31 protein-coding genes and 1 tRNA gene are annotated in these 25,398 nt (G+C 66.8%); 19 read left to right on the top strand and 13 right to left on the bottom strand.

Annotation, left to right across the window (positions count from 1 at the left end):
• The first annotated feature begins 146 nt into the window (after nucleotides 1–146).
• The 4 genes from AC3WRC_RS02265 to AC3WRC_RS02250 all read left to right on the top strand — a co-directional run bounded on the left by AC3WRC_RS02265 (nucleotide 147) and on the right by AC3WRC_RS02250 (nucleotide 2,178).
• Nucleotides 147–290 (top strand): hypothetical protein, encoded by a 144-nt coding sequence (locus AC3WRC_RS02265; RefSeq protein ID WP_492302750.1) that lies wholly within the window; start codon nucleotides 147–149, stop codon nucleotides 288–290.
• Nucleotides 291–367: 77 nt separating this feature from the next.
• Nucleotides 368–874, top strand: coding sequence for a hypothetical protein (locus tag AC3WRC_RS02260; RefSeq protein ID WP_492302749.1), 507 nt, complete (start codon nucleotides 368–370; stop codon nucleotides 872–874).
• Nucleotide 875: 1 nt separating this feature from the next.
• Entirely contained in the window at nucleotides 876–1,115 is a 240-nt protein-coding gene (locus AC3WRC_RS02255) for a helix-turn-helix transcriptional regulator (RefSeq protein WP_492302748.1), read from the top strand.
• Nucleotides 1,116–1,284: 169 nt separating this feature from the next.
• A complete protein-coding gene (locus tag AC3WRC_RS02250) occupies nucleotides 1,285–2,178 on the top strand; it encodes a tyrosine-type recombinase/integrase (RefSeq protein WP_492302747.1) in 894 nt (297 codons plus the stop codon).
• A 28-nt stretch (nucleotides 2,179–2,206) separates the two neighbouring features.
• On the opposite strand, the gene AC3WRC_RS02245 is transcribed toward AC3WRC_RS02250, so the two are convergent.
• Nucleotides 2,207–2,296, bottom strand: a tRNA-Ser gene (locus AC3WRC_RS02245).
• A gap of 139 nt (nucleotides 2,297–2,435) precedes the next feature.
• Between AC3WRC_RS02245 and msrA the strand changes: the two genes are divergently transcribed.
• The 6 genes from msrA (at nucleotide 2,436) to AC3WRC_RS02215 (ending at nucleotide 10,028) form a co-directional block, all read left to right on the top strand.
• Nucleotides 2,436–3,086, top strand: a complete 651-nt coding sequence (gene msrA / locus AC3WRC_RS02240; protein WP_055753107.1) for a peptide-methionine (S)-S-oxide reductase MsrA — start codon at nucleotides 2,436–2,438, stop codon at nucleotides 3,084–3,086.
• A gap of 71 nt (nucleotides 3,087–3,157) precedes the next feature.
• Complete coding sequence (gene hglS / locus AC3WRC_RS02235) at nucleotides 3,158–4,480, top strand: 2-oxoadipate dioxygenase/decarboxylase HglS (RefSeq protein WP_082464968.1); 1,323 nt, start codon at nucleotides 3,158–3,160, stop codon at nucleotides 4,478–4,480.
• An 86-nt stretch (nucleotides 4,481–4,566) separates the two neighbouring features.
• Nucleotides 4,567–6,414: an acyltransferase family protein gene (locus tag AC3WRC_RS02230; RefSeq protein ID WP_492302746.1), complete on the top strand. Its 1,848-nt coding sequence runs from the start codon at nucleotides 4,567–4,569 to the stop codon at nucleotides 6,412–6,414.
• A gap of 154 nt (nucleotides 6,415–6,568) precedes the next feature.
• Nucleotides 6,569–8,533 (top strand): glucans biosynthesis glucosyltransferase MdoH, encoded by a 1,965-nt coding sequence (gene mdoH, locus AC3WRC_RS02225; RefSeq protein WP_185225583.1) that lies wholly within the window; start codon nucleotides 6,569–6,571, stop codon nucleotides 8,531–8,533.
• 111 nt (nucleotides 8,534–8,644) lie between these two features.
• Nucleotides 8,645–8,962: a hypothetical protein gene (locus AC3WRC_RS02220; RefSeq protein ID WP_055753103.1), complete on the top strand. Its 318-nt coding sequence runs from the start codon at nucleotides 8,645–8,647 to the stop codon at nucleotides 8,960–8,962.
• Between the two features lie 79 nt (nucleotides 8,963–9,041).
• Nucleotides 9,042–10,028, top strand: a complete 987-nt coding sequence (locus AC3WRC_RS02215; RefSeq protein ID WP_492302745.1) for an SDR family oxidoreductase — start codon at nucleotides 9,042–9,044, stop codon at nucleotides 10,026–10,028.
• Between the two features lie 42 nt (nucleotides 10,029–10,070).
• Here the strand turns inward: AC3WRC_RS02215 and AC3WRC_RS02210 are convergent, their stop codons facing one another.
• The 7 genes from AC3WRC_RS02210 to AC3WRC_RS02180 form a co-directional block, all read right to left on the bottom strand.
• Nucleotides 10,071–10,355 carry a GNAT family N-acetyltransferase gene (locus AC3WRC_RS02210; protein WP_052689639.1) on the bottom strand — a complete coding sequence of 95 codons (285 nt, stop codon included), beginning with the start codon at nucleotides 10,353–10,355 and terminating at the stop codon, nucleotides 10,071–10,073.
• 66 nt (nucleotides 10,356–10,421) lie between these two features.
• The gene (locus tag AC3WRC_RS02205) at nucleotides 10,422–10,805 is read right to left on the bottom strand and encodes a hypothetical protein (RefSeq protein ID WP_492302744.1); all 384 of its coding nucleotides are present in this window, start codon (nucleotides 10,803–10,805) and stop codon (nucleotides 10,422–10,424) included.
• A gap of 10 nt (nucleotides 10,806–10,815) precedes the next feature.
• Nucleotides 10,816–11,472, bottom strand: coding sequence for a hypothetical protein (locus AC3WRC_RS02200; RefSeq protein WP_492302743.1), 657 nt, complete (start codon nucleotides 11,470–11,472; stop codon nucleotides 10,816–10,818).
• Between the two features lie 82 nt (nucleotides 11,473–11,554).
• The gene (gene folB / locus AC3WRC_RS02195) at nucleotides 11,555–11,953 is read right to left on the bottom strand and encodes a dihydroneopterin aldolase (protein WP_200918529.1); all 399 of its coding nucleotides are present in this window, start codon (nucleotides 11,951–11,953) and stop codon (nucleotides 11,555–11,557) included.
• A 3-nt stretch (nucleotides 11,954–11,956) separates the two neighbouring features.
• A complete protein-coding gene (locus tag AC3WRC_RS02190) occupies nucleotides 11,957–12,718 on the bottom strand; it encodes an SDR family oxidoreductase (protein WP_492302742.1) in 762 nt (253 codons plus the stop codon).
• Nucleotides 12,719–12,864: 146 nt separating this feature from the next.
• Nucleotides 12,865–13,884 (bottom strand): NADP-dependent oxidoreductase, encoded by a 1,020-nt coding sequence (locus tag AC3WRC_RS02185; RefSeq protein WP_492302741.1) that lies wholly within the window; start codon nucleotides 13,882–13,884, stop codon nucleotides 12,865–12,867.
• Complete coding sequence (locus AC3WRC_RS02180; RefSeq protein ID WP_492302740.1) at nucleotides 13,884–14,672, bottom strand: SDR family NAD(P)-dependent oxidoreductase; 789 nt, start codon at nucleotides 14,670–14,672, stop codon at nucleotides 13,884–13,886. Before AC3WRC_RS02180 ends, AC3WRC_RS02185 begins: the two co-directional genes overlap by 1 nt.
• A 103-nt stretch (nucleotides 14,673–14,775) precedes the next feature.
• Between AC3WRC_RS02180 and AC3WRC_RS02175 the strand changes: the two genes are divergently transcribed.
• The 7 genes from AC3WRC_RS02175 to pgsA all read left to right on the top strand — a co-directional run bounded on the left by AC3WRC_RS02175 (nucleotide 14,776) and on the right by pgsA (nucleotide 20,258).
• Nucleotides 14,776–15,339 (top strand): TetR/AcrR family transcriptional regulator, encoded by a 564-nt coding sequence (locus AC3WRC_RS02175; RefSeq protein WP_492302739.1) that lies wholly within the window; start codon nucleotides 14,776–14,778, stop codon nucleotides 15,337–15,339.
• A gap of 123 nt (nucleotides 15,340–15,462) precedes the next feature.
• Nucleotides 15,463–15,933, top strand: a complete 471-nt coding sequence (locus tag AC3WRC_RS02170; protein WP_492302738.1) for an NUDIX domain-containing protein — start codon at nucleotides 15,463–15,465, stop codon at nucleotides 15,931–15,933.
• Between the two features lie 42 nt (nucleotides 15,934–15,975).
• Nucleotides 15,976–16,584, top strand: a complete 609-nt coding sequence (locus AC3WRC_RS02165; RefSeq protein WP_492302737.1) for a hypothetical protein — start codon at nucleotides 15,976–15,978, stop codon at nucleotides 16,582–16,584.
• A complete protein-coding gene (locus AC3WRC_RS02160) occupies nucleotides 16,581–17,027 on the top strand; it encodes a DMT family transporter (protein WP_492302736.1) in 447 nt (148 codons plus the stop codon). The genes AC3WRC_RS02165 and AC3WRC_RS02160 overlap by 4 nt, the downstream gene beginning before the upstream one ends.
• Nucleotides 17,028–17,043: 16 nt before the next feature.
• Nucleotides 17,044–18,924, top strand: a complete 1,881-nt coding sequence (gene uvrC / locus AC3WRC_RS02155; protein WP_055805754.1) for an excinuclease ABC subunit UvrC — start codon at nucleotides 17,044–17,046, stop codon at nucleotides 18,922–18,924.
• 21 nt (nucleotides 18,925–18,945) lie between these two features.
• Entirely contained in the window at nucleotides 18,946–19,569 is a 624-nt protein-coding gene (locus AC3WRC_RS02150; protein WP_055753092.1) for a carbonic anhydrase, read from the top strand.
• Nucleotides 19,570–19,613: 44 nt separating this feature from the next.
• Nucleotides 19,614–20,258, top strand: coding sequence for a CDP-diacylglycerol--glycerol-3-phosphate 3-phosphatidyltransferase (pgsA, locus tag AC3WRC_RS02145; protein ID WP_026108402.1), 645 nt, complete (start codon nucleotides 19,614–19,616; stop codon nucleotides 20,256–20,258).
• Here pgsA and AC3WRC_RS02140 read toward each other — a convergent pair.
• Nucleotides 20,255–20,770, bottom strand: coding sequence for a retropepsin-like aspartic protease family protein (locus AC3WRC_RS02140; protein ID WP_492302735.1), 516 nt, complete (start codon nucleotides 20,768–20,770; stop codon nucleotides 20,255–20,257). The genes pgsA and AC3WRC_RS02140 overlap by 4 nt on opposite strands.
• Nucleotides 20,771–20,843: 73 nt before the next feature.
• Nucleotides 20,844–21,065 (bottom strand): DUF1289 domain-containing protein, encoded by a 222-nt coding sequence (locus AC3WRC_RS02135; RefSeq protein ID WP_492302734.1) that lies wholly within the window; start codon nucleotides 21,063–21,065, stop codon nucleotides 20,844–20,846.
• Between the two features lie 156 nt (nucleotides 21,066–21,221).
• Here AC3WRC_RS02135 and AC3WRC_RS02130 point away from each other — a divergent pair, with 156 nt between their 5' ends.
• Nucleotides 21,222–21,374 (top strand): hypothetical protein, encoded by a 153-nt coding sequence (locus AC3WRC_RS02130; RefSeq protein ID WP_017505113.1) that lies wholly within the window; start codon nucleotides 21,222–21,224, stop codon nucleotides 21,372–21,374.
• A gap of 116 nt (nucleotides 21,375–21,490) precedes the next feature.
• A complete protein-coding gene (locus AC3WRC_RS02125; RefSeq protein ID WP_271041664.1) occupies nucleotides 21,491–22,288 on the top strand; it encodes a crotonase/enoyl-CoA hydratase family protein in 798 nt (265 codons plus the stop codon).
• A gap of 9 nt (nucleotides 22,289–22,297) precedes the next feature.
• Here the strand turns inward: AC3WRC_RS02125 and AC3WRC_RS02120 are convergent, their stop codons facing one another.
• The 3 genes from AC3WRC_RS02120 to AC3WRC_RS02110 are packed head-to-tail and all read right to left on the bottom strand — an operon-like array spanning nucleotide 22,298 to nucleotide 25,261.
• Nucleotides 22,298–23,302 carry an HlyD family secretion protein gene (locus AC3WRC_RS02120; protein ID WP_039248126.1) on the bottom strand — a complete coding sequence of 335 codons (1,005 nt, stop codon included), beginning with the start codon at nucleotides 23,300–23,302 and terminating at the stop codon, nucleotides 22,298–22,300.
• A gap of 34 nt (nucleotides 23,303–23,336) precedes the next feature.
• Nucleotides 23,337–24,092 (bottom strand): ABC transporter ATP-binding protein, encoded by a 756-nt coding sequence (locus tag AC3WRC_RS02115; RefSeq protein WP_039248125.1) that lies wholly within the window; start codon nucleotides 24,090–24,092, stop codon nucleotides 23,337–23,339.
• Nucleotides 24,089–25,261, bottom strand: coding sequence for an ABC transporter permease (locus AC3WRC_RS02110; protein ID WP_313445351.1), 1,173 nt, complete (start codon nucleotides 25,259–25,261; stop codon nucleotides 24,089–24,091). The genes AC3WRC_RS02115 and AC3WRC_RS02110 overlap by 4 nt, the downstream gene beginning before the upstream one ends.
• Nucleotides 25,262–25,398 lie beyond the last annotated feature (137 nt).

Here is a 25,398-nt window from a genome sequence, read left to right as displayed (position 1 = left end):
CCTCATGCATCGGAAAGCCGACGTATCAGGTCGTGACCAAGCCGCATCCAAAATGCCAGCCCGATTTCTGGCAATGCCGATTAGGTGCAAGGCGCCGTCCACCTCCGGTGAACGAACCCGGTTTGTCCGTATGGCAAAGTCAACTGATGGCGATGGCGATCTATTCCGCGCTCGATGACCGCCAGAAGTCTGCCGCGCGCGCGTTCCTGACGGCGACCGATCCGCTGCGCACCGATCCTGCGACTGGTCGCCTTGAGCAGCTATTCCGGCGGATTAAACAAATCTCATAGTGAGTGAACAATCGCTGAGTCCACCCATTGACGCGGGCTGGAAGTGCGCTCATGGTTTGTTCAAAGGAGCAATCTCTATGTCTAAATTTTTTATCCCGGCTGCGGTTATTGAGGCGGCGACTGCTGGGGCTGTTCATCAAAAGATGATGGTCAACTGGAACGAGCGCAATCTGTGGCAGACGGAGCTTCAGCCCGCCGAGCGAGGACGCCCGCGCCTTTACAGTTACGACAATGCGCTAGAAGCCATGCTGGCGGGGGCTATGGCCCGAAGCGGCATGACGCGTGAGCGGTCTCGAGCCAGAATCGGAAAGCGCTGCGTAGACGTATTCGGTCGGGTCTCTGGTTGGGTTGGCGACGTCGCGCAAAACCTGTCTTTGCTGCCGGAGTGGGGATGGTCGAGCGCTTGGTGGATCTTTGCTGACGATCTCGGGCTTATCGCCGCTACGGGCAGTGCGTCCGACATCCCGACGGAGTGGGAAGCGCAGGACGTCATTCACCTGGTCAACCTCACCAATCTGAAGGCGCGGCTCGACAAGGCCGTCTCTGACGCCGGCTTGGTGTCGCCAGAATTTGAAACCGCCTGAGATGGCCCGCGCAAACGCACTTCCACCTAGCCTCGCCCCTCTTGGCGTCGGTCGAGAGGTCGCGGCGCAGTTTTTGGGCATTAGCGTCAGCAAGTTCGACGAGCTGGTGAAGGACGGTCGGATGCCTCGGCCGAAGCGGATCGACACTCGCAAAGTGTGGGATCGTCGCGATCTCGAAAGCTATTTCTCTGCGTTGCCCGACGATCTCGGGCCGAATGAGTGGGACAATGCCACGCTCTAAGCCCGTCCACGTCAGCAGCTATAGAGATCGCCACGGCGTGTTACGCTGGCGGTTCCGGCAGCCGGGCAAACCGCAGTCGCAGACGCGGGAGCCGTTCGACAGTGCTGCCTGGTGGACGTGGTATGACGCGGCAGTTCGGGCAGTTTCGCCGCCCATAGGGGCCAGCCGCGTGAAGCCAGGCAGCGTCAATGCTTTGGCAGTCGCCTATTACGCCTCTGCGGAATGGGCGCAGATGAGGCCAGCGACGCACAACACGTATCGGGGCATCATCGAGCGCCTCCGGACGAAGCACGGCGACAAGTCTGTCGCAGCCATCGAGGCCCACCAAATCCGCGGAATGATGGACGCGATGGCGGCGACGCCGTCTGCCGCCAACAATCTGCTGAAGATTTTTCGTGCGCTGATGCGCTTCGCCGTCGAACGGAACTGGCGGCCATCCGATCCCAGCCGCTCCGTGCGACCCCTGAAATATCGCAGCGAGGGCTGGCACACCTGGACGGAGGACGAAGTCTCGGCGTTCGAAGCACACTGGCAAGTGGGGACCAAGCAGAGGTTCGCCTTGGATCTGATGCTCTACACCGGGCAGCGGTCAGGCGATGTTCGGCAGATGACCCGCCAGCACGTCAAGGGCGGCCGTGTGGTCGTGAAGCAAGACAAGACAGGCGCTCCTATCGATATTCCGGTGCATCCCGCCCTGGCGGCGTCGCTGTCAGCCTACGACGGCGGCCACCTGCTGTTGATCACGACTGACTACGGCAAGCCTTTCACGCCGGCCGGATTTGGAAACTGGATCAAGTGGGCCACCAAGGCGGCAGGCATCGCGCATTGCTCGGCCCACGGGCTTCGAAAGGTTATGGCTGTCCGTCTCGCCGAGGCGGGCTGCTCAGCTCACGAGATCATGGCGATCACCGGCCACACAACGCTGAAGGAAGTCGAACGATACACGCGTGACGCGGGTCGGAAACGTCTCGCCGACAGCGCAATGCTGCGGATCGGCGGCACAGAAGCAGAACAATCGCTGTCTAACCTTGAAGACCGGTTAGACAAAAATGGAGCCAAGTAGTTGAACTTGTTCGCGGAAAAATGCGCCGTGGCGGACAGAGAGGGATTCGAACCCTCGGTAGGCTTTCACCTACACACGCTTTCCAAGCGTGCGCGATCGACCACTCCGCCACCTGTCCGTTTCACGCTGCGTCTTGCGCGCCGCCGGAGGTCGATCCGGCGGGAGGCGGGCCTGATAGAACACCCTCGCCCCCTCGGCAAGCGCCTCTCGCATCCCCATATGGACTTCAACGTCATTTTCCGATGAGGGAGCCCCAAATGCTGTTCAAGAAGACTGCCGAAATGCCCACGCCCGAGACCGCCCTGCCCGGCCGCGCCGAGCCGCTGGACACCGATGTGAACCACTATGTCAGCGGCAACCCGCTGAAAGGGCCCTATCCCGACGGTTTCCAGACCGCCATCTTCGGCATGGGCTGTTTCTGGGGCGTGGAGCGCATCTTCTGGCAGTTGCCGGGCGTCTGGGTGACCTCGGCCGGCTATTCCGGCGGCATCACGCCCAACCCGACCTATGAGGAGACCTGCACCGGCCGGACGGGTCATACCGAGGTGGTGAAGGTCGTGTTCGACCCGAGCGTCATCACCTACGCCGAACTGCTGAAGGCCTTCTGGGAGAACCACGACCCGACCCAGGGCATGCGCCAGGGCAACGACATCGGCACCACCTATCGCTCGGCCATCTACACGCTGAACGCCGATCAGCAGGCCGAAGCCGAGGCGTCACGCGACGCCTATCAGACCGCCCTGACCAAGTCGGGCCGCGGGACGATCACCACCGAGATCGAACCGGCGGGCGACTATTTCTACGCCGAGGGCTATCACCAGGGCTATCTGGCCAAGAACCCAGCCGGATACTGCGGCATCGGCGGGACCGGCGTGGTCTGCCCCATCGGGGTCGGCGTCGACGCCTGACCCCTGCGACGGCCGCCGGGTTTCAACCGGCGGCCAGTCGGCCTATGGATCGGCGAAAAATGGGAGCGCTCATGTCCGCCTTCGTCCATCCTGACGAGATCCGCAGCCGGTTTTCGGCCGCCCTGTCCGCCATGTACCGGGCCGAGGTGCCGCAATACGGCGACCTGCTGACGCTGGTGGCGGACATCAATGCGCAGACGTTAAAGGCGGATGCCGGCAGCGCCGACCGGCTGGCGGCGTCCGGCGAACTGGCGCGTCTGTCGGAGGAACGCCACGGCGCCATCCGCCTCGGCACGGCCGATGAATTGGCCACGATCGCGCGCGCCTTTGCGGTGATGGGGATGGAGCCGGTCAGCTATTACAACCTGGCCCCCGCCGGGGTGCCGGTCCATTCGACCGCCTTCCGCCCCGTCGATCCGGCGGCCCTGGCGCGCAATCCGTTCCGGGTCTTCACCTCGCTGCTGCGGCTGGAGTTGATCGAGGACGAAGCCTTGCGCGCGGAAGCGGCCGAGACGCTGGCCCGCCGCGACATCTTTACCCCCGGCGCGCGTGACCTGATCGCGACGGCGGAGACGGCCGGCGGTCTGGACGAGGCTCAGGCCGATCGTTTCGTGTCAGAGCTGCTGGAGACCTTCCGCTGGCACGCCCAGGCGACCGTCAGCGCCGAAACCTACGAACGGCTGGTCGCCGCCCACCGACTGATCGCCGATGTGGTCAGTTTCAAGGGGCCGCACATCAACCACCTGACGCCTCGCACGCTGGATATCGACGCGGCCCAGGCCGCCATGCCCGCACGCGGCATTTCACCCAAAGAAACCATCGAGGGCCCGCCCGCCCGCGCCTGTCCGATCCTGCTGCGCCAGACCAGCTTCAAGGCATTGCAGGAGGCGATCACCTTCCCCGGCGCCGACGGCCCCACGGCGGGCGCCCACACCGCCCGCTTCGGCGAGATCGAACAGCGCGGCTGCGCCCTGACCCCCGCCGGTCGCGCCCTGTATGACGAGGCCCTGGCGAAGAAGGACTTCTCGGCCCTGCCCGATGACTGGGACACGCTGCGCCGCGCAGACCTGGCCTGGTTCCGCTATCGCGCGACGCCTGAGGGGCTGGCCGTCCGCGCCGAGACTGCCGACCTGGACGCCCTGATCGCCTCGGGCCACGTGATCGCCGAACCCATCACCTACGAAGACTTCCTGCCTGTCAGCGCCGCCGGCATCTTCCAGTCCAACCTGGGATCGGAGGCCCGCGAAACCGCCTATGCCGTCGATCCCGCCAAGGCCGATTTCGAACAGGCGTTGGGCCGCTCGGTCCAAGACGAGATGGCCCTGTACCGCGCTGAACAGGACGCCTCGATCACAGCGACGCTGAAGGCCTTGGGCCTGACGGAGATGGTCTAGTCCGTTCAACCGGATGCGGGGCTGGCGGCGCCCCGCGTCCATCCGGCGTCTTGCCTGATCCGCGTCCCCGGATCATAGACGCGGCCGTGAACCCGCCCGCTTCCCCGACCCAGCGCCGTTACGATCTCGACTGGATCCGTGTCGGCGCCTTCGGCCTGTTGATCCTGTATCATGTGGGCCTGGTTTACGGGGTCTATGACTGGCACATCCACAGCGCCCACACCTTCGAGTGGATGCGCGAGGCGATCCTGGTCACCAATCCCTGGCGGCTGACCCTGCTGTTTCTGGTGTCCGGCGCCGCCCTGCGGTTCATGACGTTCCGGCGCACCCCGCGCGAGGTCGCTCGCGCCCGGTTCGAGCGGCTGGTCCCGCCCCTGATCTTCGGCGCCCTGGTTCTGGTGCCGATCCAGTCCTGGATCGAATCGATGGACAAGGGCGGCTGGCCCGGCGGCGTCGCCGGCTTCGTCGCCTGGCTGGGCCATGAGTTCAGTTGGAGCGGTCTCGCCGACGGCGTACCGGTCAACCATCTGTGGTTCATCGTCTATATCGCCGTCTACAGCCTGATCGCCGTCGTCCTGTGGCGTCAGCCCGGCCTGATCGAGCGCTTGGGCAATGGGCTGGAAAAGGCGCTGACAGGCCCGCGCCTGCTGATCCTGCCGATCCTCTATCTCTTCGCCATCCGGTGGCTGCTCTTTCCCTGGTTCGGCCTGACCAACACCCTGCACAACGACTGGTACAATCACGCCCTGTCGCTGGTCGCCTTCCTGTTCGGCTTCAGCATCGTGGGGCGTGAGAGCCTGTGGCGCACGATGGAGCGGTATCGCTGGATCGCCCTGGCCCTGGCGGCCGTCGCCCTGCCGATCATGATGGTCCAGGTCTGGCATCCCGGCGCGCGGGCCTTCTGGGGCGTGCCCAAGGCCGCCGTTTACGGCGTCGACCAATGGGCGGTGATCGTCGCCATCCTGGGCTTCGGCTATCGCCATCTGCGCGACCGAGGCGGCCCTGCGCTCAACTATCTGACGCAGGCGACCTTTCCCCTCTATCTGGCGCACCAGACGGTGCTGGTCGCGGCCGTCTGGATCATCCGCCCGGCGAACCTGCCGGCGCCGATCGAACTGCTGTCCCTGATCGCCGTCACCTTCGTAGGCAGCCTGGCGATCTATGAGGTCGTGCGGCGCATCCCGGCCATTCGCCCCTTGTGGGGGCTGAAGCCCTTAGACGGCAGGCCCTGGCCGCTGGACCTCCAGGCCCTGCTGAAACCGCAGCTTCGCTATCACCGCCGTCGTCGGCTGCTGGGCGTGGGCGTCGCCGCGCCGCTTCTGGCCCTGACGGTGGTTGCGGCGGCCATCCTCGCCTACCCCGGGTTCAACAATGCGACCCAGTATCTCAGCGAACTGGGCGGGGCGACGGCCAAGGCGCCGATCATCTTTAACGGCGGGGTCTTCGTCGCCGGCGTCATGGCCGGGCTGGCGGGAATCGGCTTTGGTCTGGCCATCTACGCCCTGACCGGCGCGCGGGTCGCGGCTTGGGTCATCGCCATCGTCTTCATCCTGGCCGGCGGCGGCATGTCGGCCTCCACCCTGTGGCCCTGGCCCGATCCGCGCCACATGGTCATCAACCTGGCCCTGGGCATTCAGCTGGCGCCGATGCTGCTGCTGTGGGGCCTGGCCAAACGCCGCGACCTGCCGCGCCTGAAGCTCTTCCTCGCCGTCACCTTCGTCGTCATGGCGATCCTGACGGTCCTGACCAAGCACCTCGTCTTCCCCGGCACGGTCAACGACGCCAACGTCGGCTGGTGGGAGCGTCTCTACGCCATCGTCCTGGTCTGCTGGGTGGGGGTTGCAGCCTGGGTGCTGGATCGTAAACTGCTGTCGGTCGCCACGGAGTCGCCGCACGGCCGCCCGGCTTGCGCCCCGTTCGACGTTCCGGCCTGACTTCACCCCCACATTTTTTTGGTTTCATCAACATTGCGTGATTGAAAATCGCGCGAATGTGATCGATTATGCAGGTCGTGTTGCAGTGCAGCACTCCGCGTCGTCCCCAGCCCTCGGGACGACATCCGGTTCACTCGGGGGCGTCCAGAGCGGCATGAACAAGCTGGCGATCCGGCCTGTCGAACAGGCTGAAATCGAGACGACGATCCACGGCGCGCAAACGCCCAGCTGGTCGTGGCTGCCCGACGAGGCGCCGCTGGCCATGCCGGTTCAGTCCCTGTCCGCGCCCGACGCCGTCGCCGACGTGACGCCCGCGACCTCACCGCGCACGGTTGCGACGCGCCGCCTGGCCCTGCTGGCCGGCACCATCGTCCTGACCGGCCTGTCGGCCATCACGCCCTTCTACCTCTATGCCCGCAAGGGTTGGGACGGCACCGAGATCCTGGCCTTCAGCCTGTTCATGGTCCTCATCACCGCCATCTCCTGCTGGTTCGTCAGCGGCCTGATGGGCCTGTTCGTCATGCTGCGCGGCAAGGATCAGGCGGACCTCGCCTTCTCGCCGCATCCGCCGATGCCGCGCACCCGCACGGCCCTGCTGATGCCGCTGTACAACGAGGACGCCCGTTCGTCCTTCGCGCGCCTGTCCCAGATCGATTCCTGCCTGGCGCGTCTGGGCGCCTCGTCGGCCTTCGACATCTTCGTGCTCAGCGACTCGACCAAGGAAGACGCCGCCGCCGCCGAGCGTTCGGTCTTCCAGGCGTTCCGCATGGCCGCCAACTCCAAGGCCTTCTACCGTCGCCGCACCGACAACGCCGAGCGCAAGGCCGGCAACCTGGCCGAATGGGTCCGTCGTTTCGGCGGCGCCTATGAGAACATGATCGTCCTGGACGCCGACAGCACCATGGCCGGCGAGACCCTGCTGCGCATGGTCGACGCCATGGAGCGCAATCCCGGCGTCGGCCTGATCCAGACCGCCCCGGTCATCATCAAGGCCCGCACCATCTTCGCGCGCGTGTCGCAGTATTCGGTGCGCCTGTACGGCCGCGTCGCCGCTGCCGGACTGGCCTACTGGACTGGTTCGGAATCCAGCTACTGGGGCCACAACGCCATCATCCGCACGCGCGCCTTCGCCGCCTGCTGCGGCCTGCCGCACCTGAAGGGCAGGAAGCCCTTCGGCGGTCACATCATGAGCCATGACGTCGTCGAGGCCGCCCTGATGCGCCGCGCCGGCTGGGCCGTCCACGTCACCGCCTCGCTGGACGGATCGTGGGAAGAGACCCCGCCGTCGATCACCGACTTCATCCGCCGCGACCACCGCTGGTTCCAAGGCAACCTGCAGCACCTGGGCCTGATCACGGCCAAGGGCCTGTCGCCGATGAGCCGCCTGCAGCTGCTGATGGGCTGCATGGCCTATCTGTCGTCGCCCCTGTGGCTGGCGTCGCTGATGGTCGGCCTGTTCATCCAGATGTTCTATCCGGTCGACTGGACCAGCTTCTTCTACATCCTGAACCCCCAGTTCACGCCCTTCATGCTCGCCTCCTTCCTGTCCGGCGTGCTGCTGATCGGGCCCAAGTTCATGGGCGCCGCCCTGGTCCTCAGCCGTCCGGCCGAGCTGCGCGCCTTCGGCGGCCGTCGCGCCATCGCCAAGGGCATGGCGGCCGAGATCGCCCTGTCCGCCATCCTGGCCCCCATCCTAATGGTCGCCAACACCAAGGCCTTCATCCAGATCGTCTCGGGCCACGACACCGGCTGGTCGACCCAGCAGCGCGAGGCCGACGGCCTGGCCTGGTCGGACGCTTTCCGCGCCATGCGCTGGCAGATGATTGCCGGCGTCGGCTTCCTGATTCCGCTGGCGGTTCGTCCCGACCTGGCCACCTGGTTCGCCCCGATCGTCCTGCCGCTGCTGCTGGCCGCGCCGATCACCGTCTGGACCTCGCGCGTCCGCTCGGGCGACAAGCTGGCCGCCAAGGGCTATCTGGTCACCCCGGTTCAGGACGGCGTCAGCGTCTCGCCGGCCGTCCTGCACACGCCGCGCTCGCCGCTGCGTGCCGTCGCCGGCGGCGTCCTGGCCCCCGTCGCCGCGCCTGCGATGGTCCCGGCGCGCGCGCCCGAGCGGTAATCGACCGATGCGTGGCGGCCACAGTGTCGCCACAACCGTTACAGCAACGCTCGACGGCAATCTCGATCGGCCTCACCCTAGGGTCCTGTCGTTTGCGGGAGACGTGATTCCATGGCCAAATCCACCGGTTCCGACGCCAAGCCTGACCTGCGGCTCGTCGCGGCCGAGGCCGAGATCTACGACCTGATGAAAGCGCCCGAAACCACCGCCGACCGCGTCAAACGCCTTCAGCTGGAAGCCCACGCCCTGGCGTTGGAAGAAATCGAAGGTCTGGAGCGTCTGCTGCTCGAAGCCGCCGCCAAGGCCAAGGCCATCGCCGACGGCGGCGACGCCTATCCGGTCGGCGCCCGCGAGATCGCCTCGCGTCTCGCCGCCGATCTGCCGACCAAGGCCGAGACCATCAAGACCATCGTCCACCGCGTCGGCTGAAAAAACCGAAGCTGGGCCGTCGGAACGACCCGCCCGCCCGTCCGCTTTCCTGAGGACCCCATCTTCAGGAGACGACCCCATGGACGACCGGACCCACGCGCGCGCCGAAGACATCGCCGATCAGGAACGCGCCATCCAGCGCGACATCGACGCCAAGGACAAGGCGTCCGGCGATGACAAGCCGTCCGGCGCGATGCAGGCCGGCGCCCGCCCCTACCCCGAACCGCCCTTCCCCAAACAACATCAGACAAAGCCCGGCGACGAGGCCGCGCTCGACCCCGCGCCGATGTACGACGCCCCCTTCTGGAAGGGCTCGGGCAAGCTGGACGGGTTCGCCGCCCTGATCACCGGCGCGGATTCCGGCATCGGCCGCTCGGTCGCCGTCCTGTTCGCGCGCGAAGGCTGCGACGTCGTCATCTGCCATCTGGACGAGGACGCCGACGCCGAAACCACCAAGGCCGCCGTCGAGGCCGAGGGTCGCCGCGCCGTGGTGTTGAAGGGCGATGTCTCCGATCCCGCCTTCGCCGAGATGGCGGTCAAGGCGACGCTCGACGCCTTCGGACGCCTGGATGTCCTGGTCCCCAACGCCGCCTTCCAGGAGCACGTCCCCGCCTTCGAGGACCTGACCTACGAGCATTTCGACCGCACGTTGAAGACCAACCTCTACGGCTATTTCAACATGACCAAGGCAGCGGTCCCGCACATGAAGGCCGGCGGCGCCATCGTCATGACCGGCTCGGTCACTGGTCTTATGGGCAACAAGGACCTGCTCGACTATTCGCTGACCAAGGGCGGCATCCACGCCTATGCCCGTTCGTTGGGCACGCATCTGGCCCCGCGCGGCATTCGCGTGAACGTGGTTGCGCCCGGCCCGGTCTGGACCCCGCTGAATCCCGCCGACAAGGACGCCGAGGCGACCTCGAAGTTCGGCGCCGAAACGGTGATGAAACGCCCGGCCCAGCCCGAAGAGATCGCGCCCGCCTACGTCTTTCTGGCCTCGCCCCAGATGTCCAGCTTCATCACCGGCGAGATCCTGCCGATCATCGGCGGCTACGCCGGCGGCTGAACCGAAACCGCCGCCCTGCGATCGCGGGGCGGCGGAGTTTTCTCAGGCCAGCACGTCGTCGTAATCCGGGTGCCGTTTGTGCCAGGCGACGGCGTAGCTGCATCGCGGAAACAGCTTCAGGCCGGTCTGGCGCGCATGGTCGGCCAGCGACTGCATGAACCGCCCCGCCGCGCCCGATCCGCGCAGCGACGGCTCGGCCTCGACATGCAGGATGATCCGCGCATCGCCCTTCACGGCATAGTCGGCCCAGACCAGGCCCGCGCCCTTGTCGTCGTCGAACGCCTGTTCGAACCGGTTGTCGCCTTCGACGTCCTTGAACTGTCCCATCGGGTTCTCCTTTGACGGATCAACCGCCAAGGCCGTCGGGACGTTCCGTCACGTTCAAATCGGCCCTTAGATCGGCTTGTCGTTCAGCAGATTCAGCAGGCCGATCACGCTCTTGACCGTGAACCAGACGCTCAGAAGGAACCAGACCAGCAGGAACAGCAGCAGGAACGGAATGCCGATCAGCACCAGAGAGGCGAAGGCGCTGACGATGATCCCGACCCAAGCCGCGACCGTCCACCAGAACACCGACCAGAACAGCCGGATCTGCGCCTCGATGTGCTGGCGCGCCACGCCCGTCGCCGTCCCACGCGTCACATAGGACACCACCAGCCCGATCAGCACCAGCACATTGGCGCTGGGGATCGACAGGATGAACAGGGCCCAGGCGATCAGCGCCCCGACCTTGCCCTCGGACGGCTGTCCGGCGATGAAATTGGGTTCGTTCGTCATCGTCGGTCCTTCAGAACAGCCAGCTGCGCGGGTTGGGAACGGCCTGTCCGCTCTTCAGTTTCAGCACCCCGAACGCGCCGCGCGCCAGGACCCAGATCGCCAGGGCGAACAGCACCAGCACGCCGATGTTGACCACGATCAGAAGGGCCCCGACCACCGCCGCCCCGACCGCGCCCAAGATGGTGCGCTGCTGATAGACGGCGTGGCTGTGCTCCAGCTGATCCGTCGCCCCGTCGCGCCGCATCACCGCCAGCAGCGCCACCAGGCACGACACGCCCAGCGTCGGCACCGCCAATAGGATCAGCACATAGATCGCATACAGCCGCATCGGCACGACCGGTCCTTCGCGGCGCGGCGCGGCCTCGGCCGTCAGACGCTGGCGCACCGCGCGCACGGCCGGCGCCGGCTCGGCCTCGACAGGCGTCGGCTCGGAGCGGGGCGGAAACGGCGCCGTCGGCCGGGTCGTCGGGCCAGACCGGTCGAAAGGCCCCGGCTCGGGCGGGTCGAACAGGTCTGGTTCGCGCTCCTCGGCGGTAAACGGCTCCGGCTGACGCTCACGCGCACGGCCCGCCAGCGACGCAGGCGAGACGAAGCCGACCTCGGCGTCATGATCGTGGTCGTGATCGCGGGGCGCTGCTGGGTCTTTCGGATCGCCGGGTTCGGCCATGGACAACGCTTCTGTCACGCCGGACGCCCGGCTGGAATCTGGCGACGACAATGGCGGTCGGCGCGGCGCGAAGCAACCGCCCTTACCGTCCCAGCACGATCTCGCAGCCCGGCGCCGCGACCGCCGCCAGGGCGCCGGGCTTTTCGATTCGCACTGTGGCCCGCTGCACCCGGCCGTCCTCCAGGCACGCCCGCGCCAGCCGTTCGGCGAAGGTCTCGACCAGCCCCACATGCCCCTCTGCGGCGATGGCGCGCGCGGCGTCGGCCACGGTCTCATAGTTGATGGTGTCGCCCAGCCGCTCGATGGGGCGCGGCGCCAACTCCAGCGTCACATCGATCACCAGCCGCTGCAGCCGCCCCTGCTCGTGGTCATAGACCCCGATCCCAGCCTCGACCTCCAGCCCGCGCACGAACACGCTCAGCCGCTCGAAACGCAACGGATCGTCCGCCGGAGCCGGCGTCGCCAGAGGAGAGGAAACCACGCGCTACTCCTGGATGTCTGGGGTGCGCCAGGCCAGATGCTGGCCCCCGTCGACGGCGATCATCTGGCCGGTGACCATGCGGGCGTCAATCAGCCACAGCACCGCCTCGGCCACCGCCTCGGGGCTGCCGGGCGTTTCCAGCAGGGTGGCGCGCGCCTCGGCGGCGAACTCTTCGGGCGTCTGGTGGATGGACGGCAGGGTCGGCCCCGGCCCCACCCCGTTGACCCGGATGCCCGGCGCCAACGCCTGGGCCAGGGTTTGAGTCGCCCACCACAGGCCGTTCCGCGACAGGCTGTAGGAGAAGAAGCGCGGATCCGGCTTCAGCACCTTCTGGTCCAGCAGGTTGACGATCGCGCCCGCGACGGCTTGCGCCGCGAACGCCTCGGCCAGCACGATCGGCGCCCTCAGATTGGTGTCGAGATGCAGGTCCCAGCTGTCGCGCGTCAGTTCGCCGATCCGGTCGTCCTCGAACACCGAGGCGTTGTTGACCAGCACGCTGACCGGCCCCAGCGCCTCGACCGCCGCAGGGATCACCGCCCGCACCTTGGCCTCGTCCGTCAGGTCCGCCTGCAACAGGCACGCGCGCCGTCCCAGGCCCGCGATCTCGTCGGCCAGGGTCCGGGCGTCGTCGCCCGACGCATGATGATGGATCGCCACGTCGAACCCGGCCTGGGCCAGCTTCAGACAGATCGCCCGCCCGATCCGCCGCGCCCCGCCCGTGACCAGGGCGACGCCCCGCTCAGAACGAGCAGCCGCCTCAGTCAACCCGACCGAACTCGAACACGTTGAACGCCGCCAGAACGGCGATGAAGCCGAAGATGATGCCGAGAGCCAGCATGGAATGCTCCTGTTGTCCGTCCCCGATTAGAGCGGGATGGAGCGGGGTTCAAGCGGGGACGGCTCCCCATCGATCAATGGGCGACGACGGACGGCTTCACGCTGACGACGACCTTCCCCTTCGCGCGGCCCGTGTCGATATAGGCGAGCGCCGCGTTCAGCTCCTCGAAAGGAAACACCCGATCCAGCACGGGACGGATGTCCCCGGCCTCGATCAGGCCTGTGATGCGGCCCAACTGTTCGCCGTCCGCCCGCATGAAGACGAAGCTATAGTCCACCTGGCGCGCCCTCGCCTCGCCGCGAATCTTGCGGCTGCCCAGGCCGATGACCTGGCGGATGATCCAGTTCAGGCCCTGGGCCTTGGCAAAGGCCGGATCGGGCGGCCCGGAGATAGAGATAAGCTTGCCGCCGGGCTTCAGCACAGCCAGCGACCGTTGGATCGTCTCGCTGTCCAGGCTGTTCAGAACCACGTCGTATCCCGACAACAACTGGGCGAAGTCCTCGGTCTTGTAATCGACCACCACATCCGCCCCCAGGCTGCGAACCAGGTCCGCGCCCGCTGCACTTACGGTCGTCGCGACGCTGGCGCCCAGGTGTTTGGCCAACTGGATCGCCAGGATGCCGACCCCGCCGGAACCGGCATGGATCAGAACCTTCTGCCCCGGCTTCAAACCCGCCCGATCCACCAGCACTTGCCATGCCGTCAGCGCCGTCAACGGCACGCCCGCCGCCTCCTCCATCGACAGATTGCGCGGCTTCAGCGCGATGTCGTCTTCCGCGATGGCGATATAATCGGCGAAGGTTCCGATCCGCCCGTCGCGTGGCCGTGAATAGACCTCGTCGCCGACCTTGAACCGTCGCACGGCCGAGCCGACCCGCACGACCTTGCCAGCCACGTCGTGGCCGAGAACCAGCGGCGTCTTGTAGGGAAGGATCGGTTTGAACGCCCCGTCCCTGATCTTCGAATCCAGCAGGTTCAGACCGGCGGCATGCACCTCGACCAGCACATCCTTGTCGCCGACCCTAGGCTCAGCCGCCTCGCCCAATCGAAGCGTCGCCTTCTTGGCGTATTGGTCGAGGAAGAAGGCTCTCATCACGCGTCCGCCTTGTAGCGGGGGGCGGCGGTGACCTGCCCAAAGCCGGGCAGCATGACGAGACGGGCGGCCTGGAAGGCGTCCCACTGTCCGGCGTCGTGCAGCGGCGGGATCGTCACCGGCTCGCGGCGGTCGAAGCCCACCAGCGCGGCGTCCACCATCTCCCCGACCTCCATCATGGGCGGCAGTTGCGACGGATCGGCGCCGGCCCGGCTCCAGATTTCGGTCCCCGTAGCGGCCGGCAGCACAGCCTGGACATAGACGCCCTTGGGACCGAGTTCGAACGCCAGCCCCTGTGACAGATACAGGACAAAGGCCTTCGTGGCGCCATAGACCGTCTGGCCGAACTCGGGGACCAGGCTGACGGCCGAGCCCACATTGATGATCGCGCCCTGGCCGGCCTCGACGAACCGAGGCGACACCGCATGGGCCAACCGCAGGACGGCCGTCGTGTTCACCGCCACCAGCCGCGCGATGTCGGACGCGGCCTGGCGATCAAAGCGACCGGCGACCGAAAGCCCGGCGTTGTTGACCAGCACGCCGATGCGGGCGTCGTCGCGCAGTCGGGCCTCGACCACGTCCAGATCGGCGTCTTGCGTCAGATCGGCCTGGATCACGTCGACCGCAACGCCGGCCTCTGCACGAAGCCGCTCGGCCAGAGCGTCGAGCCGCGCCTTGTCGCGCGCGACGATCACCAGATCGTGGCCGCGCCTGGCGAACCGGTCGGCATAGGTCGCGCCGATGCCGCTGGATGCGCCGGTGATGAGAACTGCGGGAAGATCGGACATGAGAGGCTCCATTGCGACCTGGTTATTCATGATCTCTATCATCTATGTTGCCAAATATGACCGTCATCATGTATGTGTCAATGGGCAGAACGGAGATTGCGTCATGAAAGTCAGCCGCGAGCAGATGAAGGCGAACCGCCAGCGTATCTTGACCGAGGCCGGCAGGCTGTTTCGCGCCAAGGGGTTCGACGCCGTCGGCGTGGCCGAGGTGATGCAGGCGGCGGGTCTCACGCACGGCGGATTCTACGGCCATTTTTCGTCAAAGGACGATCTGATCGCCCAGACGGTGGCCCATATGTTCGAGCCATCCGACGACGCAAAATCCGAAACGGCCGATCTCTCCGCCTTCATCGACGCCTATCTCTCGCCCAAGCACAGACAGGGCGTTGCGGTGGGATGCCCGACGGCGGCTCTGGTCTCTGACATCCGTCGCCAAGGGGCAGAGGCCCGCGAAGCCCTGACTTCCGGCGTTCGCTCTCAGATCGACCGGATCACTGCGGCGATCTCCGATACGCCCTCGCCCGAAGCGCGCCGCGACGCCACCGGCGCCTGGGCGACCATGGTCGGCGCGGTGATCATGGCGCGCACCCTCGACGACGAGGCGCTTTCCGACCAGATTCTTCAGGACGCCCGGGCCTGGATCGGCGACCGCCTCGAACCCCGCTAGGTCGCGGCGGCCTGTTAGGTCGAAACGACGTGAAAGGGGTTTTCCCTCTCCTTCGCCGCGCCCTTCCCTCCTGATCGCAAAGATGGTCGAACGGATCGTCACCCACTCCGCACCGGCACATCCATGACCTGGCGCATCCACGTCGAACCCCTCACCCGTCCCCTCTTCTTCGCCTGGTCGCGCCTGACGCGCGGCAAGACGCTGGGCGTGCGGGCGGTGGCGGTGGATACACAGGGGCGGGTGCTGATGGTCCGGCACACCTATCTGGCCGGCTGGTGGTTGCCGGGCGGCGGGGTGGATCGGGGCGAGACGACCCACGCCGCCGTGGTGCGCGAACTGCATGAAGAGGCCGGGCTGATCGCGCGGGCGGCGCCGCGCCTCGTCTCGATCCATTCCAACGAGCGCTTCTTTCCCGGCGACCATGTCGTCGTCTTCCGCCTGGAGGACTTCGACCGGGGCGAGCGCACCAGCCATGGCGAGATCGCCGAGGTCGGCTGGTTTTCCCCCTCCGACCTGCCCGCCGATGTGAACCGGGGCTGTCGCGCGCGCCTGGCCGAAATCTTCGACGGCGCCCCGGTCGATCCGGACTGGTGAGAGACGTCCGCATCTGACGCAGGCGCGTGCCAGCGTCCGCCCATGACCCAAGTCGCCCCCGTCTATCGCGTCCGCTCGCAGGAGATCTGGGATATGGCCCGCGACGACTATCTGGCGGGCGAGCCGGCGCGGATCGTCTGCCGCCGCTACGACCTGGGCCTGTCGGCCTTTCGCATCCGCGCCCGCAAGGGCGAATGGCGGCGCGGCGATCAGGACGACCCCGACCTGTACGACCCCGCACTCGAGCTCGAGGCGGTCGAGCCTGTCGCCTTTTCCGACATGGCCGACACGGCGCGCCGTCGCCTGCAACTGGCCCTGATGGACGGCGAGGCGACCCAGGCCCAGCGCTGGCTCAGGATTTTCGAAGCCCTGTCGTCGATGGCGTCGGCGACCGGCGATGTGCACACATTGCACTCTGATTTTTCGCCCCGACCGTCTGATCGGACCGACGCGCCCGACCCTCACCCTTCGACGGACGACGCCGAGTCCGGACCGGGTGAAGCGCACGAATTGCACCGTGATTCATCTTCGGACGACCTAAGCCGGTCCGGCGCGTCCCTCAATCGGGCCGAGCGCCGCCGCCTGCGTCGCGCCCACCGCCGAACGCCGCCCTCTGCAAGCCATGAAAGCCATGTTAGCCAGGGGCCATGAACCCGTCCCTGCTCGCCATGCTCGTCGTCATCCTGGCCGGGGGCGCCACCGCACTTCAGGCCCCGACCAACGCCAAGCTGGCGACCGCCGTGGCCTCGCCGGTCAACGCCGCCTTCATCTCCTTTGCGGTCGGGACGACGGTGCTGGGGATATTGGCGGCGATCCTGCACAGCCGGCCGGACATGGCCGCGACGCGCGCCCTGCCCTGGTACGCTTGGCTGGGCGGGGCCTACGGCGCCTGTTTCGTGGTCGCCGCCGCCTGGGGCGTGCCGCGCCTGGGCGTGGCCATGACCATCACCCTGATGGTCGGCGGCCAGCTGTTGCTCAGCCTGGCGCTGGATCATTTCGGGGCGCTGGGGGTGCCGCGCCAGCCGCTGAACATCGGCCGCATCGCCGGGGTAGGGCTTGTTCTGGCCGGCGTCCTTCTGGTCCGGCGCTCTTGACCCTATATCGGGCGCGATGACCGAGGAGACGCCTGATTCCCAACTGAAAGCCGCCGCCCTGATCGCCGACGAGGCGCGCCGGGCGCCGGACAAGCCGGGCGTCTATCGCATGTACGGCGAGGACGGCTCGTGCCTGTACGTCGGCAAGGCCAAGTCGCTGAAGAAGCGCATCATCCAGTATGCGCAGGGGCGTTTTCACACCCAGCGCATCGGCCTGATGGTGTCGCAGACCCGGTCGATGGAGTTGGTGGTCACCGCCACCGAGACCGAAGCCCTGCTGCTGGAATCCAACTTTATCAAGAAGCTGAAGCCCCGCTTCAACGTGGTGCTGCGCGACGACAAGTCCTTCGCCGAACTGATGATCCGCCGCGACCACCGCGCGCCCCAAGTCAGGAAGCATCGCGGGGCCCACACCACGCCCGGCGACTATTTCGGTCCCTTCGCCTCGACCTGGGCGGTCAATCGCACGCTGAACACCCTGCAGAAGGCCTTCCTGCTGCGCTCCTGTTCCGACAGCGTCTATGAGACCCGCACCCGCCCCTGCATGCTGCACCAGATCAAGCGTTGCTCGGCCCCCTGCACCGGCCTGATCAGCCTCGAGGACTACGGCGAACTGGTCACCGAGGCCGAACAGTTCCTGCGCGGCAAGTCCCGCGCCGTCATCGGCCGCCTGTCCAAGGAGATGCAGGCGGCGTCGGACGAGATGGACTTCGAACAGGCCGCCCGCGTGCGCGACCGCATCCGCGCCCTGTCGGCCATTGCGATGGAGAACTCCGTCAGCGCCGACAGCGTCGCCGAAGGCGACGTCTTCGCCCTGCATTCCGACGGCGGCCAGGCCTGCGTCCAGGTCTTCTTCTATCGCGCCGGCCAGAACTGGGGCGGCCGCGCCTATTTCCCGCGCGTGGACAAGACCGACACCGATCCCGAGATCCTGGCCGCCTTCCTGGGCCAGTTCTACGAGGACAAACCGATCCCGCGCCTGATCTTGTCCAACGTGCGCCCGCACGAGCTGGAACTGCTGGAAGAGGCCTTCTCGATGAAGGCGGATCGCAAGGTCGAGATCGTCCGACCGATGCGCGGCGAGAAGCTGGCCCTTGTCGACCACGCCCTGACCAATGCGCGCGAGGCCCTGGGCCGGCGCCTGGCCGAAAGCTCGGCGCAGGGCAAGATTCTGGACGAGGTGTGCGAGGCCTTCGGACTGGAGAGCCGACCTGAACGGATCGAGATCTACGATAACGCCCACATTCAAGGGACCAATGCGGTGGGCGGCATGGTCGTCGCCGGCCCCGAGGGCTTCCAGAAGTCGCAGTATCGCAAGTTCAACATCCGGGGCGAGGATCTGACGCCCGGCGACGACTACGGCATGATGCGCGAGGTGATGCGCCGTCGCTTCTCACGCCTGATCAAGGACGAGGAGGAAGGCGAGGCCAAGGGCGAAGACGTGGTGCGCCCTGACCTGCTGCTGATCGACGGCGGCGCGGGACAGTTGGCCGAGGTGCTGGCGGTCATGGCCGACTTGGGCGGGCTGGACGACATCACCGTCGTCGGCGTGGCTAAGGGGCCGGATCGCGACGCGGGGCTGGAGAAGTTCTTCATGCCCGGCAAGGCCCCCTTCATGCTGCCGCTGAAGTCGCCGGCCCTCTACTACCTCCAACGGCTGCGCGACGAAGCCCACCGCTTCGCCAACGGCGCCCACGCCAAGCGCCGCTCGATGGACATCAAGAAGAACCCGCTGGACGAGATCGAAGGCGTCGGCCCCGGCCGCAAGAAGGCTCTGCTGCACGCCTTCGGCTCGGCCAAGGGCGTCAGCCGCGCCTCCCTGGCCGACCTGGTCAAGGTCGACGGCATCAACCAACCCCTCGCCGAGCGCATCCACGCCTTCTTCCGTAAAAGCTGAGCCGGAGCTAAGACACCGACCATGAGCGACATCGAAGACGAACTGACCGCCGGCTATCGCCGCTTCCGCGCCGAGCACTGGCCGACGGCCCGCGCCGAGTACGAAACCCTGGCGACCAAGGGCCAGAAGCCGCACACCCTGATCGTGGCCTGTTCCGACAGCCGCGCCGATCCGGCTCTGATCTTCGACGCCAAGCCGGGCGAGCTGTTCGTCGTGCGCAACGTCGCCAATCTGGTCCCGCCCTATGAGCCGGACGGCAAGCTCCACGGCGTGTCGGCGGCGCTGGAGTTCGGGGTCAAGGTGCTGGGCGTCAAGCGGATCGTGGTCATGGGCCACGCCCACTGCGGCGGGGTCAACGCCATGATCAACGGCGCCCCAGAAATCGTCGCCGACTTTGTCGCCCCCTGGATCGCTCAAGGCGCGCCCGTCGTCCAGCACGTCGCCGAAACCGTCGCCCCCGACCAGCTGGAACGCGCCGCCGAAGAGGCCATCGTGCGGCTGTCGATCCGGAACCTGCGCACCTTCCCCTGGATTGCCGAGCGCGAAGCCAAGGGCGAGCTTCAGCTCAGCGGCCTGCACTTCGGCATCGCCGAGGGGGCGCTCACAGCCCTGACCGACAAGCCCCGGTTCGAACCGTTGGATTGAGCGGCGAACCGTGCCACACCCGGCGCGTTGCAACGGACATGACGATGACCTCCGCCCACCGCGCCAACCCCATTCCCAACATCCTGACCGGGCTGCGCCTGGCGGCCGGGGTGGTGATGTTCGCCATGATGGCCGGGGCCGCGCCGGGCGCGCTGGAGGCCTGGCTGTCGCCGGAAACGCAAGGGCGGTTCAGCGTCTGGGCCTTCTGGATCTTCGTCATCGCCGCCTCGACCGACTGGGTCGACGGCTACCTCGCCCGGCGCTGGAACGCGACCACGCGCTGGGGCGCCATTCTCGATCCCATCGCCGATAAGGTGCTGGTGACCGGCGCCATCCTGGGCGTCCTGGCCTCGGGATCCCTGCCCGGCATCGCCCTGCCCTGCGGCCTGATCCTGTTCCGCGAATTCGCCGTCTCCGCCCTGCGCGAGACGATGGCCGGCCGCATCGAACTGCCGGTCACCCTGGCCGCCAAGTGGAAGACCACGGTGCAGATGGTGGCGCTCGCCGCGCTTCAGCTGACCCTTTTGTGGGGCGCCCTGGGCCTGCAGAACGACGATGGATCGCCGCTGGCCTGGCAGCCGGCGTTCGAGTCCTTCGCCATCTTCCTGATCTGGTTCGCCGCCATCATCACCCTTTGGACCGGCTGGCAGTATTTCAGCGAAGCCCGTCGCCAGATGCGCGACCTTTAGGGCCGCAACGTCAGCCCGGCCGGTGTGGCGGAAAAGGCGGAAAGCCGGCCCAGATAGCTCATGCCCAGCAGGGAGTATTCCAGCCCCTGCTCCACCACCAGGGCCTCGACCCGGTCCACCCGCGCGCCTGCGACCGAGATCGTCTTCAGCTGAACCGGCGCGGCACGCACGACCCCCGATGCGGTCTGGACCTTGCCGGTGAAGGCCTCGGGTTCGGGATCGACGCCCAGCCTCAGGGCGTCGGCGCGCGTCAGGGCGACCACGCTGGCGCCCGTATCCACAAGCACCCGCACCGCCTTGCCGTCGATATTGGCCTCGGCCCAATAGTGGCCGTCCGCGCCCTTCACCACCTGGGCGTCCGTGCCGGAGGCGCCGACCGCCGTTTCGACCACGGGCGTCGCCGCCTGGGCCATGCCGTCGCCTTCCAGATGGCGGATGGTCAGCGCCGTGCCGAACGACGCCATGAGAGCGAAGCCGAGGACGACGACAGACTGGGTATCGATGCGAACCATGCCTCTGTCTTAGAGGCGCGGCGTTTGGATGGGGTGAAACGACGTGGCTGACGAAAGCTTAAGCCGCGAACCGCTAGCCCAGCTTGGCCGGATCCACCTGACTACGGCGCGACGGCAGGTCGGCCATGACCGTCGCGCGCTCGGCGTCGCTCAGCGCCCGCCAGCCGGCGATCTCCTTCAGCGTGCGAAAACAGCCCAGGCACAGGCCGCTCTCGCCATCGACTGCGCACACCATGACGCAGGGCGTGGCGATGGCCTTTGGCGGTGCGGGCCGGTTCGGGGTCGTCGCGCTCATTGTGACACAGTGGCGAAAATCACTCCGACTCCTGACGAATAAAGTTGCAAATTCACGAAACTGTCTTATATCGGCTGATGACGCGAAACGACTGACGGTGGAATCCCATTGGTACGACGCGTCTCTTTTCATCGTTCTGCGAAAGGAGACGCCAAGATGAACGATAAGGAGCGTAACCTCCAACACGCCATGATGTCCTTCGCCCTTTGGGGCGGGATGCTGGTCAACAGTCGGCACATGCCGTCGAACTCGGGCCGGGTGGTCAGCCATCCGTCCAACTTCGTACCCTATACGATCAAGAAACGCTGACGACCCGCTCGGTTCACAGCCTGAAGAAGCCCCGGTCTCGCCGGGGCTTTTGCAATTCCGGGCTTGCCTGACGCGGCGTTCGCGGTCGATGACGGGCGCGAAGACGGAGACGATGCATGGGCCTGATCACCGAAGAGAAGCGGGGCGCGATCCTGATCTGGACGCTGAATCGCGAGGCGCGGCTGAACGCCCTGCCCGATCTGCGCGACGGCGACGAGGTCGCGGCGGCGTGCGAGCGGGTCAACGCCGATCCGTCGATCCGCTGCGTGGTCCTGACCGGCGCCGGGCGGGCGTTCTCGGCCGGCGGCGATCTGACGGCGATGCGGGACAGGCGCGACCTGTTCGAGGGTTCAGGCGCCGCCATCCGCGAACGCTATCGCCGGGTCGTCCACCGGATCGTGCGGTCGCTGTATGGGCTTGAGGTTCCGCTGATCGCCGCCGTCAACGGGCCGGCGATGGGGCTGGGCTGCGATATCGCCGGCCTGGGCGATATCCGTATTGCCTCGGACCGCGCCAGCTTCGGCGTGCCCTTCCTGAAGCTGGGCATCATTCCCGGCGACGGCGGGTCTTGGCTGCTGCCACGCAACATCGGCTATGCCCGCGCCGCCGAACTGCTGTTCACCGCCCGCTCCATCGATGCCGCGACGGCCGCCGAATGGGGGCTGGTCAATCGCATGGTCGCGCACGACGACCTGATGACCGAGGCCCTGGCCGTCGCCGTCCAGGTCGCGGCCCAGCCGCCGCAGGCCCTGCGTATGGCCAAGACCCTGCTGCGTCAGGGCCGAGACACGACCTTCGACCAGATGCTGGAGATGTCGGCGGCCATGCAGGCGCTCGCCCATCTGACCGAGGACCATCAGGAAGGCGTCGCCGCCGTGCTGGAAAAGCGGCCGGGCAATTTCACCGGCCGCTGATCCGACGTTCTATTTCGTCTTCATGGCCTCGCTGGGCCCGACGCCGGCGGCGACCGCGCGTTTGGCCCCGGCGGTCTCGCCCGGCTTCATGAACTTGACCAGCACCCGCTGTCCGATCAGCAGGGGCGCATCGCCGGCCGAGGCGACCACTTCAACCACCCGCTCGTCGCTACGTTGCGAGGGATCGTCCGAGGCCAGTTTACGCGCGCCGAACACGGCGGCCCGACGCATGACGGCGCCGATATAGACCTTGCTGGCGTCGCCCTCGGGGCTGATCTCGACGGCCTGGCCGTCGGTCAGGTTCGGCAGGTCGCTCTCGACCACCTCGGCGCGGACGATGCGCGGCGCGTCGGGTTCCAGATCGAACATGTTGGAAACGTTCAGGGTCGAGGCGCCGGCGCCGGGGTTGGCGTAGCGGCGCACGATCCGGCCGTTGGTGGGGGCGCGGATGACCGTCAGTTCCTGATTGTAGCGGGCCTGATCCAGTTGGGCGCGCGCGGTCTGGACGGCGGCGACCTGCGACCCCAGGCGGGCCTGTGCGGTGGCGATGGCGTCCTGGGCCTGGTCCATGCGCTGGGCGGCGACGAAGTTGGTGGCGACCAGACGTTGCAGACGCTCCTGCTCGCGCTGGGCGGTGCGGATGTCCACGCGGATCTGGGCCAGCTGGCTTTCGGCCTGGCTGACGGCGGCGGCGGCGGCCTGCACCGCCAGACGCGCTTCGTCGTCTTCTTGACGGGCCAGGATCTGACCGGCGACGACGCGATCACCTTCCTGAACCAGAACGTCACGGACGATGCCGCCGCGACGGGCCGCGATCTGGATGATGCCGCCCTCGACGTCGACCTTGCCATTTGCGATGGCCGCATAGGGGCTGTCGACCTTGGTCGCCGCCGCCTTCTCCTGCTCGGCCTTCTTGGTCTTGGCGGCGGACTGGAACAGCATGAAGCCGACCGCCAGCACGATCACCAGCAGCAGGCCGATCCAGGTGCGTTTTTTCTTCAGAAAGCCGGGCATTGGCGTGTCGTCCTAAGGGAAATCTTCGTGTCGGTTAGTGGGACGCCAGGATGGCGTTCGGATCAGGGATGCGGCGCTGGTCGTCCAGGATCTTGCCGTCCTCGATGTGGATGACCCGGTCGGCCCAGGCCTCCAGGCGCGGATCGTGGGTCACGCAGATGACGGCTGCGCCGTGTTCGGTGGCGGCGCGGCGAAGCAGCTTGATGACCACTTGTCCGTTTTCGCCGTCCAGGGCGGAGGTCGGTTCGTCGGCGAACAGGATCTTGGGATCCTTGGCCAGGGCGCGGGCGATGGCGACGCGCTGCTTTTCACCGCCCGACAAAGCCGCCGGCCGCTGGTGCAGACGGTGGCCCAGACCCACCTCTTCAAGGGCGATGGTGGCGCGCTTTTTGGCCTGGCCCGCGGTCAGCCCCTGGAACTTCAACACCGTCTCGACCTGCTGAAGCGCCGTCAGCGCGGGAAACAGGTTGAAGCCCTGGAAGATGAAGCCGCAATTATCCAGGCGGAATTTGTCGATCCGGCCCGAGGACAGCTTCCACAGATCGTCGACGTCCAGCACGTCCACCCGGCCCTCTTCGGGCTTCAGCAGGCCCGACAGGGCTGCGATCAGGGTGGACTTGCCCGAGCCGGAGGGCCCCATGACCATGGTCAGGTCGCCATGCCGCGCATCGAAATCGACGCCCTTCAGCACATCCACCCAGGCCTTGCCGGACTTGAACCGCTTGACCAGGCTTTTGGCCTCGATAGCGAAATCGCCGTGCTTGCCGTGAACCTTTGTATGAACGTTCATCGCAGCAGGTCCGCCGGTTGGCTGTTCTTGAGGATGCCCAGCGACAGCAGGCCGGACACCATGGCGATGGCGATCAGGCCGATGCCGACGATGATCAGCAGCGACAGCGGCAGGGCGATGATCACCGCCCCCATCATCGCCAGCAGCGACACCAGCCAGGTCAGGACGATGGCCGCGATGACGCCGACGACGCCGACCCAGAAGCTGAGCTCGACCACGATCCGACGCAAGGACCCCATGCTGACGCCCAGGGCCCGCAGAGAGGCGAACTCCTTGATGTTGGCCATGATGGCGCCGCGCAGGGTCTGCCATGTGATGGCCACGCCGATGATGATCCCCAAGACGACGCAGCCGCCGATGATGATGACCAGGATGCCTTCCTCGAACATGGCGCCGGCGTTGGCGTCGGCGAGTTGCTGCTTGGTCCACGCCTTCCACTGACCGGCGCCCATGGCGTTCAGCTGGGCCACCACGATGGGCGCGCGGGCCGGATCTCGCAGCTTGACCATCAAAGGACCGACGCGCGGACCCGTGTCGGCCTGGCCCAGCATCCGCAGGGTGTCGCGCGACATGACCACGCCCGGCTGCATCATATTGGGATAGCCGCGCGTCACGCCGACGACGGTGACGGTCTGGCCGTTGTACAGGGCCTTGTCGCCCAGCTTCACGCCCAGGGTCGTCAGGGCCGTCTCATCGACCGCCACGGTGTAGGGTTGGCGCAGCGCATCGACCAGTTCCTGCGAATAGTCGGTCGGGATGGTCACCGAGCCAGGACGAGTGTCGATGATGCTGGCCTGAACGAACTTCTGCCGCGGCGCGCCCTGCGACGCATTGTCCGCCTGGCTCTTGGTCGGATCGACGCTCTTGATGTTCTGGAAGGTGCCCCCGGCGCCGTCCAGCGGCATGACCTCGACCACCTCGGGGTGATTGTAGGCCAGGGGGATGAACCGGCGCGGCACGCCCGACGGCCCGCCGATCAGGCTCTTGGCGCCGGGCTGCATGATGAAGATGTCGGCGTTCGACCGTTCGATGGTCGCGGTGAATCCCTTGCCGATGCCGATGAAGACGCCGGTCATCGCCAGGACCAGAAGCCCGGACAGGGCCAGGGCCATGACCGCCGCCATATAGCGACGCCACTCGAACAGCAGTGTTGATAGCGCAAGCGACATGGTCGTCGATAAACCCCCGGTACTTGCGCCTATCTGACCGTGCGCCCCCTCACCGCCAAGTTAAATCGGGGTAAGGGTTCCGCCACACGGACATTGCGGGTTTGAAATCCGGGGATTAAGGGCGATGCAGCCTCTTG

The sequence above is a fragment of the Brevundimonas sp. EU05-FHT14B07 genome (assembly GCF_058790795.1).
Note: the sequence above shows the minus strand (reverse complement) of the source record. Positions and strands in the feature narration are given on the sequence as shown.